18 protein-coding genes are annotated in these 16,332 nt (G+C 72.8%); 11 read left to right on the top strand and 7 right to left on the bottom strand.

Going from position 1 to position 16,332, the window contains the following annotated elements:
• Nucleotides 1-57 precede the first annotated feature (57 nt).
• Both ACE4Q9_RS23045 and ACE4Q9_RS23040 read right to left on the bottom strand, forming a co-directional pair.
• Complete coding sequence (locus ACE4Q9_RS23045; protein WP_397986125.1) at nucleotides 58-1,077, bottom strand: aldo/keto reductase; 1,020 nt, start codon at nucleotides 1,075-1,077, stop codon at nucleotides 58-60.
• Nucleotides 1,074-1,538 carry a MerR family transcriptional regulator gene (locus ACE4Q9_RS23040; RefSeq protein WP_397986124.1) on the bottom strand — a complete coding sequence of 155 codons (465 nt, stop codon included), beginning with the start codon at nucleotides 1,536-1,538 and terminating at the stop codon, nucleotides 1,074-1,076. Before ACE4Q9_RS23040 ends, ACE4Q9_RS23045 begins: the two co-directional genes overlap by 4 nt.
• A gap of 96 nt (nucleotides 1,539-1,634) precedes the next feature.
• Between ACE4Q9_RS23040 and ACE4Q9_RS23035 the strand changes: the two genes are divergently transcribed.
• The 3 genes from ACE4Q9_RS23035 to ACE4Q9_RS23025 all read left to right on the top strand — a co-directional run bounded on the left by ACE4Q9_RS23035 (nucleotide 1,635) and on the right by ACE4Q9_RS23025 (nucleotide 4,810).
• The gene (locus ACE4Q9_RS23035; protein WP_397986123.1) at nucleotides 1,635-2,120 is read left to right on the top strand and encodes a GNAT family N-acetyltransferase; all 486 of its coding nucleotides are present in this window, start codon (nucleotides 1,635-1,637) and stop codon (nucleotides 2,118-2,120) included.
• A gap of 19 nt (nucleotides 2,121-2,139) precedes the next feature.
• Nucleotides 2,140-2,967, top strand: a complete 828-nt coding sequence (locus ACE4Q9_RS23030) for a serine hydrolase domain-containing protein (protein ID WP_397986122.1) — start codon at nucleotides 2,140-2,142, stop codon at nucleotides 2,965-2,967.
• Nucleotides 2,968-3,043: 76 nt separating this feature from the next.
• Nucleotides 3,044-4,810 carry a serine/threonine-protein kinase gene (locus ACE4Q9_RS23025; protein WP_397986121.1) on the top strand — a complete coding sequence of 589 codons (1,767 nt, stop codon included), beginning with the start codon at nucleotides 3,044-3,046 and terminating at the stop codon, nucleotides 4,808-4,810.
• 4 nt (nucleotides 4,811-4,814) lie between these two features.
• Here ACE4Q9_RS23025 and ACE4Q9_RS23020 read toward each other — a convergent pair whose 3' ends face one another.
• Nucleotides 4,815-5,471: a pirin family protein gene (locus ACE4Q9_RS23020; protein WP_397986120.1), complete on the bottom strand. Its 657-nt coding sequence runs from the start codon at nucleotides 5,469-5,471 to the stop codon at nucleotides 4,815-4,817.
• Nucleotides 5,472-5,564: 93 nt separating this feature from the next.
• Here ACE4Q9_RS23020 and fasR point away from each other — a divergent pair, with 93 nt between their 5' ends.
• From fasR to fabF, 5 genes are all read left to right on the top strand, one after another.
• Entirely contained in the window at nucleotides 5,565-6,770 is a 1,206-nt protein-coding gene (fasR, locus tag ACE4Q9_RS23015) for a fatty acid biosynthesis transcriptional regulator FasR (protein WP_397986119.1), read from the top strand.
• 89 nt (nucleotides 6,771-6,859) lie between these two features.
• Nucleotides 6,860-7,786, top strand: a complete 927-nt coding sequence (locus ACE4Q9_RS23010) for an ACP S-malonyltransferase (RefSeq protein WP_397986118.1) — start codon at nucleotides 6,860-6,862, stop codon at nucleotides 7,784-7,786.
• Between the two features lie 17 nt (nucleotides 7,787-7,803).
• Entirely contained in the window at nucleotides 7,804-8,835 is a 1,032-nt protein-coding gene (locus ACE4Q9_RS23005; protein WP_397986117.1) for a ketoacyl-ACP synthase III, read from the top strand.
• An 82-nt stretch (nucleotides 8,836-8,917) separates the two neighbouring features.
• The gene (locus ACE4Q9_RS23000) at nucleotides 8,918-9,166 is read left to right on the top strand and encodes an acyl carrier protein (RefSeq protein WP_397986116.1); all 249 of its coding nucleotides are present in this window, start codon (nucleotides 8,918-8,920) and stop codon (nucleotides 9,164-9,166) included.
• Between the two features lie 113 nt (nucleotides 9,167-9,279).
• The gene (gene fabF / locus ACE4Q9_RS22995) at nucleotides 9,280-10,542 is read left to right on the top strand and encodes a beta-ketoacyl-ACP synthase II (RefSeq protein WP_397986115.1); all 1,263 of its coding nucleotides are present in this window, start codon (nucleotides 9,280-9,282) and stop codon (nucleotides 10,540-10,542) included.
• An 87-nt stretch (nucleotides 10,543-10,629) separates the two neighbouring features.
• Here the strand turns inward: fabF and ACE4Q9_RS22990 are convergent, their stop codons facing one another.
• Entirely contained in the window at nucleotides 10,630-11,124 is a 495-nt protein-coding gene (locus ACE4Q9_RS22990) for a DUF3145 domain-containing protein (protein ID WP_397986114.1), read from the bottom strand.
• Nucleotides 11,125-11,379: 255 nt separating this feature from the next.
• Here ACE4Q9_RS22990 and ACE4Q9_RS22985 point away from each other — a divergent pair, with 255 nt between their 5' ends.
• Nucleotides 11,380-12,264: an SGNH/GDSL hydrolase family protein gene (locus ACE4Q9_RS22985; protein WP_397986113.1), complete on the top strand. Its 885-nt coding sequence runs from the start codon at nucleotides 11,380-11,382 to the stop codon at nucleotides 12,262-12,264.
• Here the strand turns inward: ACE4Q9_RS22985 and ACE4Q9_RS22980 are convergent.
• Nucleotides 12,239-12,721 carry an SRPBCC family protein gene (locus tag ACE4Q9_RS22980; protein ID WP_397986112.1) on the bottom strand — a complete coding sequence of 161 codons (483 nt, stop codon included), beginning with the start codon at nucleotides 12,719-12,721 and terminating at the stop codon, nucleotides 12,239-12,241. The genes ACE4Q9_RS22985 and ACE4Q9_RS22980 overlap by 26 nt on opposite strands.
• A 45-nt stretch (nucleotides 12,722-12,766) precedes the next feature.
• Between ACE4Q9_RS22980 and ACE4Q9_RS22975 the strand changes: the two genes are divergently transcribed.
• Entirely contained in the window at nucleotides 12,767-13,744 is a 978-nt protein-coding gene (locus tag ACE4Q9_RS22975; protein ID WP_397986111.1) for an aldose epimerase family protein, read from the top strand.
• A 24-nt stretch (nucleotides 13,745-13,768) separates the two neighbouring features.
• On the opposite strand, the gene ACE4Q9_RS22970 is transcribed toward ACE4Q9_RS22975, so the two are convergent.
• Nucleotides 13,769-14,359, bottom strand: a complete 591-nt coding sequence (locus tag ACE4Q9_RS22970; RefSeq protein ID WP_397986110.1) for a cysteine hydrolase family protein — start codon at nucleotides 14,357-14,359, stop codon at nucleotides 13,769-13,771.
• Between the two features lie 164 nt (nucleotides 14,360-14,523).
• Here ACE4Q9_RS22970 and ACE4Q9_RS22965 point away from each other — a divergent pair, with 164 nt between their 5' ends.
• Complete coding sequence (locus ACE4Q9_RS22965; RefSeq protein WP_397986109.1) at nucleotides 14,524-15,516, top strand: GlxA family transcriptional regulator; 993 nt, start codon at nucleotides 14,524-14,526, stop codon at nucleotides 15,514-15,516.
• A gap of 13 nt (nucleotides 15,517-15,529) precedes the next feature.
• On the opposite strand, the gene ACE4Q9_RS22960 is transcribed toward ACE4Q9_RS22965, so the two are convergent.
• Entirely contained in the window at nucleotides 15,530-16,327 is a 798-nt protein-coding gene (locus tag ACE4Q9_RS22960) for an EI24 domain-containing protein (protein ID WP_397986108.1), read from the bottom strand.
• Between the last annotated feature and the right edge of the window lie 5 nt (nucleotides 16,328-16,332).

The following is a 16,332-nucleotide window of genomic DNA, read 5'->3' as shown; positions in this document are numbered from 1 at the left end:
GGCGCGGGTCCGGTGCGGTTGACCGGGCGGTTTTCCGCGCCCCCCTCCGGGGCCGTCCTATGCCTCCCTGCCCGCCGATGTGAACGTCATGTCGGCGTACCGGTCGCCCGCCACCTTGCCCGCGATCGGCTCCAGCCGGTCGAGTTCGTCCTCGGTCAGGGTGATGCGGGTCGCGGCCACGTTCTCCTCCACCCGGCTCGCCTTGCGGGTGCCCGGAATGGGGATCACCGGGAGGGAGTCGACCGCGGCACGCTGCTGCACCCAGGCCAGGGCGATCTGCGCCGGGGTGGCGTCATGGGCGGCGGCGATGGCGCGCAGCGGCTCCAGGAGGGCCGCGTTGGCGGCGGCGTTGTCACCGGTGAAGCGGGGCTGCTGACGGCGGAAGTCGTCGGCCGTCAGGTCCTTGGCCGCGTCGGCGAACGCGCCCGTGAGGAAGCCCCGGCCGAGCGGCGAGTACGGCACCAGGGCGACGCCCAGCTCCCGCGCGGCGGGCACGACGTGCGCCTCGATGTCCCGGCTGAACAGGGACCACTCCGACTGCACGGCCGCGATCGGGTGCACGGCGTGCGCGGCGCGCAGCTCCTCGGCGGTGACCTCGCTGAGGCCCAGGTGCTTGACCTTGCCCTCGCGCACCAGCTCCGCCATCGTGCCGACGCTCTCCTCGATGGGCACGTTCACATCGCGGCGGTGCATGTAGTAGAGGTCGATCACGTCCACGCCGAGCCGCTGGAGGCTGGCCTCGACGGCCGCGCGGATGTACGGGGGGTCGTTGCGGATGATCCGCTTGGTCGGGTCGTCCTCCGGGATGGACAGGGCGAACTTGGTGGCGATCACCACCTGGTCGCGGTGGGCCCGGAAGAACGGGGCGAGGAACCGCTCGTTCTCGCCGGCGCCGTACGCGTCGGCGGTGTCGTAGAGGGTCACGCCCAGCTCCAGGGCGCGGTCCAGGGCGGCGCGCGCCTGGTCGGCGTCGGTGGGGCCGTAGGCGAAGCTCATGCCCATGCAGCCGAGTCCCTGCACACCGACCTCGGGTCCCTGTGCTCCCAGGCGGGCGGTGGGAATCCTGGTGTCGGTCATCGTTTGTTCCCCTCGTTGGCGTAAAAGTCGATCTTGCGGTCGAGCACGGCGAGCGTGTCCCGCAGCTCCGCGATCCGGCCGAGCACGTCCCGGCGGGTCTGCTCCAGCAGTTCCTGCCGCTCCCGGTAGGTCCCGGCCCCCTCGCGCACCAGCTCCGCGTACCTCACCATGTCCGCCACCGGCATGCCGGTCAGCCGCAGCTTGGTCACCAGGTCCAGCCAGTCCAGGTCGCGGTTGGTGTAGCGGCGCTGACCGGTGTGCGAGCGGTCGACGTGCGGCATCAGGCCGATCCGTTCGTACCAGCGCAGCGTGTGCGCGGTCAGGCCGGTGCAGGCGACGACCTCGCTGATCGTGTAGCGGTCCTGGCCGTCCGGGCGCGGGTGGCTCGGGGGCCGGGCGGAGCAGATGTCGGCGGGGTGGGAGTCCTCAAGCGTCGCAGGCGTGGTCTGCATCACCGTCATGCCTCAACGCTATGACGTTGGAGTGTGCTCCAAGCAAGCCGAGCCGGTAAGAAATCCGCGGGACCGGGCGCCGGGCCGGTGGATAGCCTGCGCGGCATGAGTCTCGCACGCCGGGCCGCGCCCGAGGATGCCGCCGAAGTACTGCGCCTGCGCCAGGTCATGATCGACTCGCTGGACCGGCCGGGCTTCACCGGACAGACGGGCTGGCAGGCCGAGTCCCTGCCGCTGCTGCGCGAGCGGCTGGCGGGCGGCGACGGCGACGGCGGTGACTTCGCGGCGTTCGTCGTCGAGTCCCCGGACCGGCCGGGCGCGCTGGCCGCGCTGGCGGCGGGCACCGTGGACTACCGCGTCGGCACCCCCCTCGATCCGCGGGGCCGGGTCGGCTACGTCTTCAGCGTGGCCACCGACCCGGACGCCCGGCGCCGGGGCTACGCGCGGGCGTGCATGGACGAGCTGCTGGGCTGGTTCCGGGAGCGGGGCGCCGGTCATGTCCTGCTCACCACCTCGCCGGACGCCCGGCCGCTGTACGAGTCGCTGGGCTTCACCCGCGATCCCGACCCGTCGATGCGGCTCGTGCTGTGAGCCGCATAGGCTCGGCGGCATGTCGTTGAACAGCCTGGCGTCGATCGAGAACTGGCCCGTGCCCACCGCGGCCGCGGGTGTCGTCCGAGCCGACGGGACCGTGCTCGGGACGCATGGTCCCCTCGCCCACCGCTTCCCCCTCGCCTCGGTCACCAAGCCGCTGGCCGCCTACGCGGCCCTGGTGGCGTACGAGGAGGGGGCGATCGAGCTGGACGAGCCGGCCGGCCCGCCCGGCGCGACGGTGCGGCATCTGCTGGCACACACCTCGGGACTCGCCTTCGACGAGCACCGGGTGATGGCGCCGCCCGGAGAGCGGCGGCTGTACTCCAACGCCGGGTTCGAGCAGCTCGGCGACCACATCGCCAAGGCGACGGACATCCCGTTCGCGGACTACGCGCGGCAGGCGGTGCTGGACCCGCTGGGGATGACGTCCACCTCGCTCGCCGGCTCCCCGGCGAAGGACGGCGTCTCGACGGTGGCGGACCTGCTGCGGTTCGCGGCCGAGGTGCAGGCGCCCCGGCTGCTGGACCCGCGTACGGTCGCGGAGGCGATGGCCGTCCAATTCCCCGGCACGAAGGGGGTGTTGCCGGGTTACGGCCACCAGAACCCGAACGACTGGGGCCTCGGCTTCGAGATCCGCGACGGCAAGTCCCCGCACTGGACCGGGAGTTCCTCCTCCCCGCGCACCTTCGGCCACTTCGGGCAGGCCGGCACCTTCCTCTGGATCGACCCGGACGCGGGCCTCGCCTGCACCGCCCTGGCCGACCGCGCCTTCGGCCCCTGGGCCGTCGAGGCGTGGCCGGTCCTCACCGACGCGGTGCTGGCCGAGACGCGCGGCATGCGCTGACCGGCGGTCCGATAACCTCCCCCGTGCGCCGGGAGATTCACCGGCGGCAGACGTGCAGTGGGCATCGGGGGAAGTGATGAGCGGGCTTGGGACCGACGGCGGGCTTCGGCCGTTGGACAGCGGTGATCCTCGGACGGTGGCGGGCTACCGGCTCGCCGCCCGGCTCGGTTCGGGCGGCATGGGCACGGTGTACCTGTCGTACACGCCGGGCGGGCATCCGATCGCGCTGAAGACGGTCCGGCCGGAGCTGAGCGAGGACGCGGAGTTCCGGCGCCGGTTCCGGCAGGAGGTGCGGGCGGCGCAGCGGGTGCAGGGCCTGTACACCGCGCCCGTCATCGACTACGACACCGAGGGCGCCCGGCCCTGGCTGGCCACCGCCTATGTCGCCGGGCCCGCGCTGGCCTCGGCGGTCGCCGAGCACGGCCCGCTGCCGCTGCCGTCGATCCTGCTGCTGCTCGCGGGGACGGCCGAGGCGCTGTCGGTGATCCATGGCGCGGGCATCGTGCACCGGGATCTGAAGCCGTCCAATGTGCTGCTGGCCGCGGACGGCCCCCGCGTGATCGACTTCGGCATCGCCCGCGCCGCCGACGCCACCGCGCTGACCGGCACCGGCATCGCGGTCGGCACCCCGGCCTTCATGTCGCCGGAGCAGGCGGCCGGGCGGCCCGTCACGCCCGCCTCGGACGTGTTCGCGCTCGGCCAGACCGCGGTGTTCGCGGCGCGCGGCCAGGGCGCGTACGGCGACGGTCCCTCGCACGCGGTGCTGTACCGGATCGTGCACGAGGAGCCGGACCTCGCCGGGCTGCCCGCCGAACTGGCCTTCGTGGCACGGTGTCTGGCGAAGGACCCGGCCGCACGGCCGACCCCCGCCGAGGTGGTCGCGCTCTGCCAGGAGGCGTCGCCGGCGCCGCTGCGGCAGTCCGGTTCCTGGCTGCCGAAGGCGCTCACCGCGCAGATCACCCAGCGGGCCTCCGCCTCGGCCGCGCTCGCGGCGGCTCCGACGGCCGCACCGGCCACCGTGCCGCCCACCGCACCCGTGACCCGGCTCGACGCCCCCGCACCGGCACCGGTGCCGCCGGGCCCCGCCCAGGGGACGCCGGTCCACGCCGCCCCCACCGCGACCGCGGGCCCGGCCGTCCCGCTCCCGGCGCAGCCGCCGCACGGCCCGCTGTACCAGCACCCGGCGCCACCGCGGCCGTACCCCCCGTACGTCCAGCCCTACGCCTGGCAGCCGCCCAAGCCGAAGCGGAGCGTCGGGCGGAAGATCGCCGTCGGCGCCGCCATAACGGTCGCCCTGCTGTGGGGCGCGGGCTGCGTCTCGGTGCTCAGCCACCTCGGCGACACCTCGGACGACGGCTCCTCGCGCACCTCCTCCAGCGCGTCCGGCAAGCACCGCCCCGACCCCAAGCCGGTCAGCTTCAAGGGCATCAACATCCCCAAGGGCTACTGGGTACGGTTCGCCGACTCGCCGCCGAAGCCGGTGGACGAGCAGAACACCTCCAACGCAAGCTTCGGCAAGGATGCCGACTTCTACTACGACGACGACCCGTACTACTCCGACGACCAGACGCCCGTCGTGGGCACCGCCGGCGACAAGGTGGTCCTGCTCGACAACGCCGAGCACGGCTCCCTGGCCACCTGCCGCAAGGTGACCCGGTACGCCGACAACATCCACCTGTCCCAGCTCAGCGCGGGCTCGCAGATCTGTGTGCACACGGTCTCCGGCCACATCGGCCTGGTCACCTACCGCGGTAGGGCCGGCCGTGACAGCCCGAGTGACTACATCACGGTCGACCTGACCGTCTGGCGCAACGCGGAGCCCGCGAGCGGCGACGAGGGCTGAGCCGTCAGCCGGACATCTCCCACACCAGCAGCTCCGCCGGGGCCACCGCCACCGCCGCCAGGTCCCGCGCGCCGGTGATCCGGGCCGCGTCCCCCGCGCCCAGCTCCACGCCGTCCAGCCGCACCCCGCCGCGCACGACATGGACGTACAGGTACGGCGCGTCGGGCACGGCCGTCCGCTCCCCCGCGCCCAGCCGGCGCACATGCAGCAGCGCGCCCGCCGCCGGGACCGCGTAGGGGGTGGCGTCGGCGATGCCCGGCACGATGTCGTACGACGGTTCGCCGCCCGGCTCCCGCGGCGCCAGCCACATCTGGAGGAAGACCAACGGGCCCCGGGCGTCGTTGCGTTCGACGTGGCGGACGCCCGCCGCCGCGCTGAGGTGCTGGACGTCGCCGGGGCGCACGGTGCGCTCGTGGCCCGCGGAGTCGCGGTGGGTCAGCTCGCCCTCGATCACCCAGGTGACGATCTCGGTGTGGCTGTGCGGGTGTTCACCGAATCCGGCGCCGGGCGCGAGCCGTTCCTCGTTGCAGGCGATCAGCGGGCCGAAGCGCACATTTCCGGGGTCGTAGTGCGGGCCGAAGGAGAAGGCGTGGCGGGTCTCGATCCCGGCCGCCGGGTCCCCGCCCGGATAGCGCTCGGCGGCGCGCCGTACGTCGATCACGAGCCCACCGTAGCCCCGCGCCCGGTGCGCGCGGGCGCCGGGTCGCCGACCCGCCGACGCATGGTCCCGTCCGGATAAGGCACCCTTGTCCCCGTGCCCGAACCCGAATCGCACCCTGGTGACCCCGCGGCATCCGCCGCCCATACCCACGCCGCGACCCTGAAACGGCTGGAGAAGTCCTCCGGGAGTCTCGCCGCCCAGGCCATCGCGCGGATGGACGAGACCCTGCCGTGGTACCGGGCCATGCCCCCGGAGAACCGGTCCTGGATCGGGCTGGTCGCCCAGGCGGGCATCGCGGCGTTCACCGAGTGGTTCCGGCACCCGGACACCCCGCAGGCGATCTCCACGGACGTCTTCGGGACCGCGCCGCGCGAGCTGACGCGGGCGATCACGCTGCGGCAGACCGTGGAGATGGTGCGCACCACCATCGAGGTCATGGAGAGCGCCATCGACGAGGTGGCCGCGCCGGGTGACGAGCGGGTGCTGCGCGAGGCGCTGTTGGTGTACGCGCGGGAGATCGCCTTCGCCACCGCCCAGGTGTACGCCCAGGCCGCCGAGGCACGCGGTGCCTGGGACGCGCGCCTGGAGTCGCTGGTGGTCAACGCCGTGCTCAGCGGCGAGGCCGACGAGGGCGCGGTCAGCCGGGCCGCGGCGCTGGGCTGGAACTCGCCGGAGCATGTGTGCGTCGTCCTCGGCACCGCACCGGACGGGGACAGCGAGCTGACCGTGGAGGCGATCCGGCGGGCCGCGCGGCACGCCAAGCTCCAGGTGCTCACCGGCGTCCTCGGGGACCGCCTGGTGGTGATCGCGGGCGGCAGCAACAATCCGCTCGCGGTGGCGAAGTCGCTGATCGGGCCGTACGCGGCCGGTCCGGTGGTCGCCGGTCCCGTCGTACCGGACCTGCTGGCCGCCACCCGGTCCGCGCAGGCCGCCGCGGCGGGGCTGAAGGCGTGCACGGCGTGGCAGGACGCGCCCCGGCCCGTGCTGGCGGACGATCTGCTGCCGGAGCGCGCGATCGCGGGCGATCCGAGCGCCCGTGAGCAGTTGGTGGAGGAGATCTACAGACCGCTGGGAGAGGCCGGATCGGCGCTCCTGGAGACCCTGAGTGTCTACCTGGAGCAGGCGAGCAGCCTGGAGGGCGCGGCCCGGATGCTGTTCGTTCACCCGAACACCGTGCGCTACCGGCTCCGACGTGTGACAGACGTCACCGGGTGGTCGCCTTCGGATGTACGATCCGCGTTCACGCTGCGGATCGCGCTGATCCTGGGGCGCCTGGCCGACGGTGACCCCCAGGCATAGGGTTTTGTCGGAGGTCAACAAAAGCCCTTCATGTTCTTCGTCCCTGTCCCCACGGGCGGCCGTGCCCGTACCCAAGAGAGAGTGTGAGAGTGCTCGTACTCGTCGCTCCCGGCCAGGGCGCCCAGACGCCCGGCTTCCTGACCCCCTGGCTCGAACTCCCCGGTGCCGCCGACCGTGTCGCCGCCTGGTCGGACGCCATCGGCCTCGACCTGGTGCACTACGGGACCCAGGCCGACGCCGACGCGATCCGGGACACCGCCGTGGCCCAGCCGCTGTTGGTCGCCGCCGGAATCCTGTCCGCCTCGGCACTCGGTGCCATGTCGGAGATCGCGCCGGGCGCGGTGGCCGGGCACAGCGTCGGCGAGATCACCGCGGCCGCCTTCGCGGGCGTGCTGCCGGACGCCGCGGCCCTGAAGCTGGTCCGCACCCGCGGCCTCGCCATGGCGGAGGCCGCCGCGATCACCGAGACCGGCATGTCGGCGCTGCTCGGCGGCGACCCGGAGACCTCGGTCGCGCACCTGGAGAAGCTGGGCCTGACGCCCGCGAACGTCAACGGCGCGGGGCAGATCGTCGCGGCGGGCACGCTGGAGCAGCTGGCCGCGCTGAACGAGGACAAGCCCGAGGGCGTGCGCAAGGTCGTCCCGCTGAAGGTGGCCGGCGCCTTCCACACCCGGCACATGGCTCCCGCGGTCGAGGCGCTGGCCCGGGCCGCCGCCGAGCTCGCGCCCGCCGACCCCAAGATCGCTTACGTCTCCAACAAGGACGGCCGGACCGTCGCCTCCGGCGCCGAGGTGCTGGAGCGCCTGGTCGGCCAGGTGGCCAACCCGGTGCGCTGGGACCTGTGCATGGAGACGTTCAAGGAGCTGGGCGTCACCGCGCTCATCGAGGTGTGCCCCGGCGGCACGCTCACCGGACTGGCCAAGCGGGCGCTGCCCGGCGTCAAGACGCTGGCCCTGAAGACCCCCGACGACCTCGACGCGGCCCGTGCGCTCATCACCGAGCACGTCGACGCCTGACGCCTAAGGAGCCGTAGATGGCGAAGATCAAGCCCAGCAAGGGCGCCCCGTACGCGCGCATCCTCGGCGTCGGCGGCTACCGCCCGACCCGTGTGGTGCCCAACGAGGTGATCCTGGAGAAGATCGACTCCTCCGACGAGTGGATCCGCTCCCGCTCCGGCATCGAGACCCGGCACTGGGCGGGCCCCGAGGAGACGGTGGCCGCGATGTCGGTCGAGGCGGCCGGCAAGGCGATCGCCGGCGCCGGTATCGACGCCTCGCAGGTCGGCGCGGTCGTCGTCTCGACGGTGTCGCACTTCGCCCAGACCCCGGCCATCGCCACCTCGATCGCCGACCAGCTCGGCACCGACAAGGCGGCCGCCTTCGACATCTCGGCCGGCTGCGCGGGCTTCGGCTACGGCCTGACCCTGGCCAAGGGCATGGTCGTGGAGGGTTCCGCCGAGTACGTCGTGGTGATCGGCGTGGAGCGGCTCAGCGACCTGACCGACCTGGAGGACCGGGCCACGGCCTTCCTGTTCGGCGACGGCGCCGGCGCGGTCGTGGTGGGCCCCTCCGAGGAGCCGGCCATCGGCCCGACCGTGTGGGGCTCCGAGGGCGACAAGTCCGAGATCATCAAGCAGACCGTCTCGTGGAACCGCTTCCACGTCGGCGATGTCAACGAGCTTCCGCTGGACAGCGAGGGAAACATCAAGTTCCCCGCGATCACGCAGGAGGGCCAGGCGGTCTTCCGCTGGGCCGTGTTCGAGATGGCGAAGGTCGCCCAGCAGGCGCTGGACGCGGCCGGGATCACCTCGGACGAGCTGGACGTCTTCATCCCGCACCAGGCCAATGTGCGGATCATCGACTCGATGGTGAAGACCCTCAAGCTGCCGGAGCATGTCACGGTCGCCCGTGACATCCGCACCACCGGCAACACCTCGGCCGCCTCGATCCCGCTCGCCATGGAGCGGCTCCTGGCGACCGGGGAGGCCAAGAGCGGCGACACCGCGCTCCTCATCGGATTCGGGGCGGGTCTCGTCTACGCCGCCACGGTCGTTACCCTCCCCTAGGCACTCCGTGCCGGATCATGCGATCCGGTGGGGGGACAAATGCCACCAACCCGTCTGGATTATCGAAGAAGGAGCGCCTGACATGGCCGCCACCAAGGAAGAGATCGTCGAGGGTCTCGCCGAAATCGTGAACGAGATCGCCGGTATCCCGGTCGAGGACGTCGAGCTGGACAAGTCCTTCACCGACGACCTGGACGTCGACTCGCTGTCCATGGTCGAGGTCGTCGTCGCCGCCGAGGAGCGCTTCGACGTGAAGATCCCGGACGAGGACGTCAAGAACCTCAAGACCGTCGGCGACGCGACCGACTACATCCTCAAGCACCAGGCCTGAGCCACTGGCTTGAGGCCCTCTGGTCCGGCAGGCCGCGAGGCCGCCGGGCTGCAAGGCCCCGCCACCCGGCGGTGGCGCCGTAGATTCCCGCATCCGTTGGAGAAAGAATTCCCGTGAGCCCGACCAATCGCACCGTGGTCGTCACCGGTATCGGCGCAACCACACCGCTGGGTGGCGACGCAGCCTCGTTCTGGGAGGCCCTGGTCGCCGGCACGCCCGGTGCCCGCCTCCTGGAAGAAGACTGGGCGGCGGACCTGCCGGTCCGCATCGCCGCCCGGATCGCCGTCGAGCCGGGTGAGATCCTTCCCCGGCCGCAGGCCCGCAAGCTCGACCGCTCGGCGCAGTTCGCGCTGATCGCCGCGCGCGAGGCATGGAAGGACGCCGGCTTCACCGCCAGGGCCGGCGAGGACACCTCCGTCAACCCCGACCGTCTCGGCGCGGTCATCGCCTCCGGCATCGGCGGCGTGACCACGCTCCTCGACCAGTACGACGTGCTGCGGGAGAAGGGCGTGCGCCGCGTCTCCCCGCACACCGTGCCGATGCTCATGCCCAACTCCCCGGCGGCCAACGTCGGTATCGACCTGGGCGCGCGCGCCGGCGTGCACACCCCTGTGTCGGCCTGCGCCTCGGGCGCGGAGGCCATCGGGTACGCGGTCGAGATGATCCGCACCGGGCGTGCGGACGTGGTCATCGCCGGTGGCACCGAGGCCGCGATCCACCCGCTGCCCATCGCCGCGTTCGGCAACATGATGGCGATGTCCAAGAACAACGACGACCCGGCGGGCGCCTCCCGGCCCTTCGACGCGGGCCGCGACGGCTTCGTGCTGGGCGAGGGCGCCGGTGTGATCATCCTGGAGTCCGAGGAGCACGCGAAGGCCCGCGGCGCCCGGATCTATGTGGAGGCGGTCGGCCAGGGCATCTCCGCCGACAGCCACCACATCACGCAGCCGGAGCCCTCGGGCAACGGCATCGCGCAGGCGCTCCAGAACCTGCTGGACAACACGGATCTGAAGCCGGCCGAGGTCGTGCACGTCAACGCGCACGCCACGTCCACCCCGCAGGGCGATGTCGCCGAGATCAAGGCGCTGTGGAAGGTGTTCGGCGACGATGTCGAGCACATGGCCATCTCCGCCACGAAGTCCATGACCGGTCACCTGCTCGGCGGCGCCGGCGGTATCGAGACCGTCGCGTCGATCCTGGCGCTGGTGAACCGCACGGCACCGCCGACGATCAACGTGAAGGACCTCGACGCCGAGGTCAACGCGGACATCGTGATCGGCGAGGCGCGGCAGCTGCCGGAGGGCCGGATCGCCGCGCTGAACGACTCGTTCGGGTTCGGCGGGCACAACGTGGTGCTGGCGTTCCGCACGATCTAGTACGTACGCAGCTCCGAGTACGCACACGGAAGGGCCCCCACCGGCTGGTGGGGGCCCTTCCCGCGTCCATGGACCACCGGGTCGTACTCAGACCACCTGATGCAGCCACCGCACCGGCGCGCCCTCGCCCGCGTAGCGGAACGGCTCCAGTTCGTCGTCCCACGGCTTGCCGAGCAGCTTGGCGATCTCGGCCTCCAGGTCGGTCTCCTCGCGCTGGGAGCGGGTGAGGGCGGCGCGCAGCCGGTCCTCGGGGATGAGGATGTCGCCGTGGATGCCGGTGACGGCGTGGAAGATGCCCAGGTCGGGGGTGCAGCTGTAGCGCTCGCCCTCGGCTGTGGCGCAGGGCTCCGAGGTGACCTCGAAGCGCAGCAGGTGCCAGCCGCGCAGCGCGGAGGCGAGCTTGGAGGCGGTGCCGGGCCGGCCCTGCCAGGAGAACTCCGAGCGCCAGGTGCCGGGGGCCGCGGGCTGCCGGATCCAGTCCAGGTTGACGCGCGTGCCGAGCACCCCCGCGATGGCCCACTCGACGTGCGGGCACAGCGCGCGCGGCGCGGAGTGCACGTATAGAACTCCACGTGTCGTCACCGGAACCTCCGGGCAGAGCGGGACATCTTGCTGGCTTGCTGGCGGCAGTGGCACGACGGCCGCGCTGATGGCGAGGCTACCTTGCGGCGGGGCAAGGAGAGTGACGTACCGTCGGTCCCGGTACCAGGAATCCTTCACCATTCACCCAGTGGGACGCTTGTACGGGCCCCGTTCGTTCCAGCGGCCCGGCCACCGGGAACCCTCGCACGTTGTTATGGGGGAAAGCACCCACTTCGAGCGAGGAGAACACCAGGGATGCGGAAGCGAAGCCACCGGGCGCGGCTCGCCCTGGCCGTGGCGGCGGCCACCGTGCTGGGCGTCGCCGGGTGCGACACCGGGGGCTCGACCGCGGCTCGGGACACCGGGGCCAGGGCCGCGAAGGCGCCGCTGTGGAACCGTAATCCGGACTCGATCGCCGCGGTCGGCGACTCCATCACCCGTGGCTTCGACGCGTGCACCGTGCTGTCGGACTGCCCCGAGGTGTCCTGGGCTACGGGCAGCGACGCCCAGGTGGACAGTCTGGCGGTACGGCTGCTCGGTGCGCGGGGCGCTGCCGCGCACAGCTGGAACTACGCGATGACGGGCGCCCGGATGGCGGATCTTTCGCAGCAGATGGCGGACGCGGCGAGTCGCGACCCGGAACTGGTCACCGTGATGGTGGGCGCGAACGACGCCTGCCGCTCCTCCACGAGGGCGATGACCTCGGTCGCCGGTTTCCGCGCCGACTTCGAGGAGGCCCTGCGCACCCTGCGCGCGACCGCGCCCAGGACACAGGTGTACGTGGCGAGCGTGCCGAACCTGAAGCGGCTCTGGGAGCAGGGCCGGGGCAACCCGCTGGGCAAGGAGGTGTGGAAGCTCGGCATCTGCCCCTCGATGCTGGGCGACGCCGACGACCTGGGCGCGGCGGCCGAGCACCGGCGCGACCAGGTGGCGGACCGGGTGGTCGCCTACAACAAGGTGCTGAAGGAGGTCTGCGCCGCCGACCGCCGCTGCCGCTTCGACGGCGACGCGGTGTACGACTACCGCTTCGGCACCGGCCAGCTCAGCCAGTGGGACTGGTTCCACCCCAGCAAGGACGGCCAGGCCCGGCTGGCGGCGATCGCGTACCGGACGGTCACGGCCGCCGGGCCGGTGGCGTAGCGTCCGCCTCCCGGTACCGGGCCAGTTCGGCGGCCAGGCGGCGCATGGCCGTCCGGTTGGCGCGGCGCATCGTGGCGCGGACGACGGGGGCCAGCAGGCGTTCGGGCAGCGGGGCGCACAGCCAGGTGTAGGTGAAGGAGACGCGGCTGCCGCCGTCCGGGAGCGGGGCGATGGTGTATATGCCGTGGGCCTGGCGGCGGCCGGCGGCGCTGACGTTGTGCTCGACGATGCGGTGCGGCGGGCGGGAGTTGATGACCTCGATGCCGACGTCTGTCCTGGTGCCGCCCAGGGCGGCGGTGACGGTGGCGCGGGCGCCGAAGCCGCGGCTCGGGCCGCTGTAGCGCCAGTCGGTCAGGTAGTGGTCGGTGAACCGCTCGTGGTGGGCCAGCACATCGAGGAAGTCGTGGACCTGTGCGGGCGGGCAGGGAACCTGGGTCGACACGGTGACGGGTCGCATGACCGCACGCTACAGAGGTCCGGGGCGGTCACCTAGGGTTTTGGCATGAGCGAACTCTTCGGCACACTTCCCGACGGCACCGAGGTCCACCGCTGGACGCTGGAGCGGGGCGGCACGCGGGTGGAGATCCTGACGTACGGCGGGATCGTACGGTCCGTCGAGGTGCCGGACCGGGCGGGCCGGACGGCGGACGTGGTGCTCGGGTTCCCCGGCCTCGACGGCTACCTCGCGCATCCGGAGCCGTACCTGGGCGCGCTGGTCGGGCGGTACGCCAACCGGCTCGCGGGGGCGCGGTTCGCGCTGGACGACGCGGTGTACGCCCTGGAGCCGAACGAGGGGCCGCATCTGCTGCACGGGGGTGCGCGCGGGTTCGACAAGCGGGTGTGGGAGGCGACGGAGGTCGAGTACGGGGTGCGGCTGGCGCGGGTGAGCCCGCACGGCGAGGAGGGCTTCCCCGGCCGGCTCGACGTGGCGGTGACCTACACGCTGGACGCTTCCGGTGCGCTGCGGAGCGCGTACGAGGCGACGACGGACGCGCCGACGGTGGTCGCGCTCACCAGCCACGGCTACTTCAACCTCGCGGGCGCCGGGACCGGTTCGGCCGCCGGGCACGAACTGCGGCTCGCCGCCTCCCGGTTGACGCCGGTCACCGGGGAGCTGATCCCGACGGGCGAGCTGCGCGACGTGACCGGCTCGCGCTTCGACTTCCGCGAGGCCCGCAAGGTGGGCACGGGGTACGACCACAACTTCGTGCTCGACAAGGGAGTCACGGCCGCCCCCGAGGAGGTCGCCGAGCTGCACGACCCCTCCTCCGGCCGCACCCTCACGGTCTCCACCACCGAGCCCGGCCTCCAGCTCTACACCGGCGACCACCTCCCCGCGCCCTTCGCCCCCGGCGACGGGATCGCCCTGGAGACCCAGCACTTCCCGGACTCCCCGAACCACCCGTCCTTCCCGTCCACAGTGCTGCGCCCCGGCGAGGTGTACCGCTCCGAGACGGTGTACGCCTTCTCCGTGCGCTGAACCCGCCGGCCCGGCCTGATGCGGTCAGGCCAGGGACTCCGGTGCGGGTACGACGACGCCGTACAGGTCGGCGACGGTGGCCAGGGCGCCGAGGTGGACCGCGGGGGCGTCCAGTTCCCCGCCGGTGACCGGCAGCGCGCGGGTGGCGCAGGCGTCGGCGACCACGGTGGGGCGGTTGCCGCGCAGGAAGGCGCCCTGGGCGGTGAAGGCGACGCACATGTGGGTCATGAAGCCGGCGATGACCAGGTCGCCGCGGCCGGCCTCGTCCACCAGCCGGCCCAGTCCGGTGCCGTGGAAGGCGTCGGGCGCCTGCTTGACGACGACGGGCTCGCCGTCGGCCGGGGCGACGCTCGGGTGGATCCGGCCGATCTCGGCGCGGATGTCGTAGGGGGTGCCCTCGCCGCCGTCGTTGACGACGTGGATGACCGGGGTGCCTTCCCGGCGGGCGCGCTCCAGCAGCCGGGCCGCCGCGTCGAGGGCGGCACGCCAGCCGTCCAGCTCCATCACGCCGGTGGTGTAGGTGTTCTGGTAGTCGATCAGGACCAGCGTGGCGCCGGCGAGCTTCGGGGGTGTGTCGTCGAAGCCGTTCAGCTGACGCAGCGTCGTTCGGGGCATGGCAGAACCACCTCGTGCGGTCGGGAGTCGGGAGCGGCGCACCGATGCGGCGGCCGGTGCCCTCGACGCTATGGCGCTCCCCCCCACGTCGGCAATGACGTCTAACATGCAGAAACCGACGCGGCACAAGCGGACATCGCCGCGTTCCACCGCCAGGGGGGTCTGTGCACACCGTCGACCGGCTGATCGTGATCGTCCTCTTCGACCAGGTCGACCTGCTCGATGTCACGGGGCCGCCGGAGGTCTTCCATCTCGCCCGGCGGGAGGCGGAGGAGGCCGCGGCGTACGAGGTCCTCCTCGCGGCCGGGACCCCGGACCCCGTCGTCACGGCCGCCGGGGTGCGGGTGCTGCCCGATGTCACCTTCGACGCGCTGGCGGCCCGGAGCATCGACACCGTGATCGTGCCGGGCGCGGTCGAGGCCGACGGCGGCGGCCGGCTGCGGCCGGCGGTGGATCCGGTGGTCGTACGGCGGGTGCGGGCGCTCGCCCCGCGGGCCCGGCGGATCGCCTCGGTCTGCGTCGGGGCGCACATCCTCGCGGCCGCCGGGCTCCTCGACGGCAAGCGGGCCACCACGCACTGGTCGACCGCGCCGCAGCTCGCCGCCGACCACCCGGCCGTCCGGGTCGACGCCGACCCGATCTTCATCCGGCAGGGCGAGGTGTGGACCGGCGCCGGCATCAGCGCCTGCCTCGACCTGTCCCTCGCGCTGATCGCGGACGACCTCGGCGAGGCCGTCGCGCTGCGGGTCGCCCGGCACCTGGTGATGTACCTGAAACGGCCCGGCGGGCAGAGCCAGTTCAGCGTCCCGCTGGAGCAGCCGTCCACGACCCGGCGGATCGAGGACCTGCGCCACTACATCCTGCGCCACCTCGCCGAGCCCCTCACGGTCGGCCGGCTCGCCGGGTACGCCCACATCAGCGACCGGCAGCTCACCCGGATCTTCAAGAACGAGCTGGGCACGACCCCGCACGCCTACATCGAGTCGGTCCGCGTCGAACGCGCCCGCAACGAGCTGGAGTCCACCGACGCCACCCTCGAACGCATCGCCGCCGCCTGCGGGTTCGGCACCCCCGACACCCTCGTCCGGGCCTTCCGCCGCAGGCTGGACACCACGCCGACGGAATACCGCCGCCGCTTCCGCACGACGCCCGGCTGAGACCCTGGCGCGGTCAGCCGTCCGTGGCCCGCGCGGGGAAGGCGGGCTCGGATTCCGCCGGGCCGGGCTCCTCGTCCAGCAGGTCCCGCGCCAGCAGGGTCGCGCCGGCCACCGCGCCGGGCATCAGGAAGACGGCGACGAAGGGGACGAGGAAGGCGAGGCCGAGCGGGGTGCCGTAGCCCCAGACCAGGAGGCGGCGGGAGCGCAGGAGGGCGAGGCGGGCGCGCAGGTCGAGGCCCCGGCGCTGCAAGGGGATCGAGGACAGCTCCTCCGCGAGGAAGAAGCCGGTCACGAAGAAGCCCAGCACCGGTATCACCGTCTGGCCGACGACCGGCAGCAGGCCGAGCGCGAACAGCAGGACGCCCCACACCGCCGCCCGGACCAGGACGCGGACGCTGTCGCGGGCCGACAGCCACAGCTCGCGCCAGAAGGGGAGCGCGGACCGGGGGGCCGTACCGTCGGGCGACCGGGAGGCGTCCACCCGCTCCGAGAGGTTGTCGTAGAACGGCTGTCCGATGATCAGCGTCACCGCGGTGAAGGTGAGCACCGCCAGCAGCAGCCCCAGCGCGAACAGCACCGCCGTGAGGAAGCCCCGGAACAGCGTGCCCCAGGGGCCCGGCCAGTGGTCCGCGAAGGGCGTGGCCCCAGTCACCGCGTCGTCGCCCCATATCGCCAGCGCGATCAGCGCGGCCACGTAGAGGACCAGTGCTATCAGGCCCGGCAGCAGGGCGAGACCGTACTGCCGGCCGTGCCGCGCCATCCACCGCTGGCCCTCGACCAGGTACTTGAATCCCGCCCCCAGATCACGCATGGCGG

The sequence above is a fragment of the Streptomyces sp. AM6-12 genome (assembly GCF_044327085.1).
GTDB lineage: Bacteria > Actinomycetota > Actinomycetes > Streptomycetales > Streptomycetaceae > Streptomyces.
Note: the sequence above shows the minus strand (reverse complement) of the source record. Positions and strands in the feature narration are given on the sequence as shown.

Excerpts from the sequence above, each read along its gene's own strand:
- ACE4Q9_RS23045 (WP_397986125.1), bottom strand. The coding sequence starts at position 1,077 with ATGACCGACACCAGGATTCCCACCGCCCGCCTGGGAGCACAGGGACCC.
- ACE4Q9_RS23005 (WP_397986117.1), top strand. The coding sequence starts at position 7,804 with ATGGCGAAGATCAAGCCCAGCAAGGGCGCCCCGTACGCGCGCATCCTC.
- ACE4Q9_RS22960 (WP_397986108.1), bottom strand. The coding sequence starts at position 16,327 with ATGCGTGATCTGGGGGCGGGATTCAAGTACCTGGTCGAGGGCCAGCGG.
- ACE4Q9_RS22970 (WP_397986110.1), bottom strand. The coding sequence starts at position 14,359 with ATGCCCCGAACGACGCTGCGTCAGCTGAACGGCTTCGACGACACACCC.
- ACE4Q9_RS23035 (WP_397986123.1), top strand. The coding sequence starts at position 1,635 with ATGAGTCTCGCACGCCGGGCCGCGCCCGAGGATGCCGCCGAAGTACTG.
- ACE4Q9_RS23000 (WP_397986116.1), top strand. The coding sequence starts at position 8,918 with ATGGCCGCCACCAAGGAAGAGATCGTCGAGGGTCTCGCCGAAATCGTG.
- ACE4Q9_RS23025 (WP_397986121.1), top strand. The coding sequence starts at position 3,044 with ATGAGCGGGCTTGGGACCGACGGCGGGCTTCGGCCGTTGGACAGCGGT.
- ACE4Q9_RS22975 (WP_397986111.1), top strand. The coding sequence starts at position 12,767 with ATGAGCGAACTCTTCGGCACACTTCCCGACGGCACCGAGGTCCACCGC.
- ACE4Q9_RS22980 (WP_397986112.1), bottom strand. The coding sequence starts at position 12,721 with ATGCGACCCGTCACCGTGTCGACCCAGGTTCCCTGCCCGCCCGCACAG.
- ACE4Q9_RS22985 (WP_397986113.1), top strand. The coding sequence starts at position 11,380 with ATGCGGAAGCGAAGCCACCGGGCGCGGCTCGCCCTGGCCGTGGCGGCG.
- ACE4Q9_RS23030 (WP_397986122.1), top strand. The coding sequence starts at position 2,140 with ATGTCGTTGAACAGCCTGGCGTCGATCGAGAACTGGCCCGTGCCCACC.
- ACE4Q9_RS23040 (WP_397986124.1), bottom strand. The coding sequence starts at position 1,538 with ATGACGGTGATGCAGACCACGCCTGCGACGCTTGAGGACTCCCACCCC.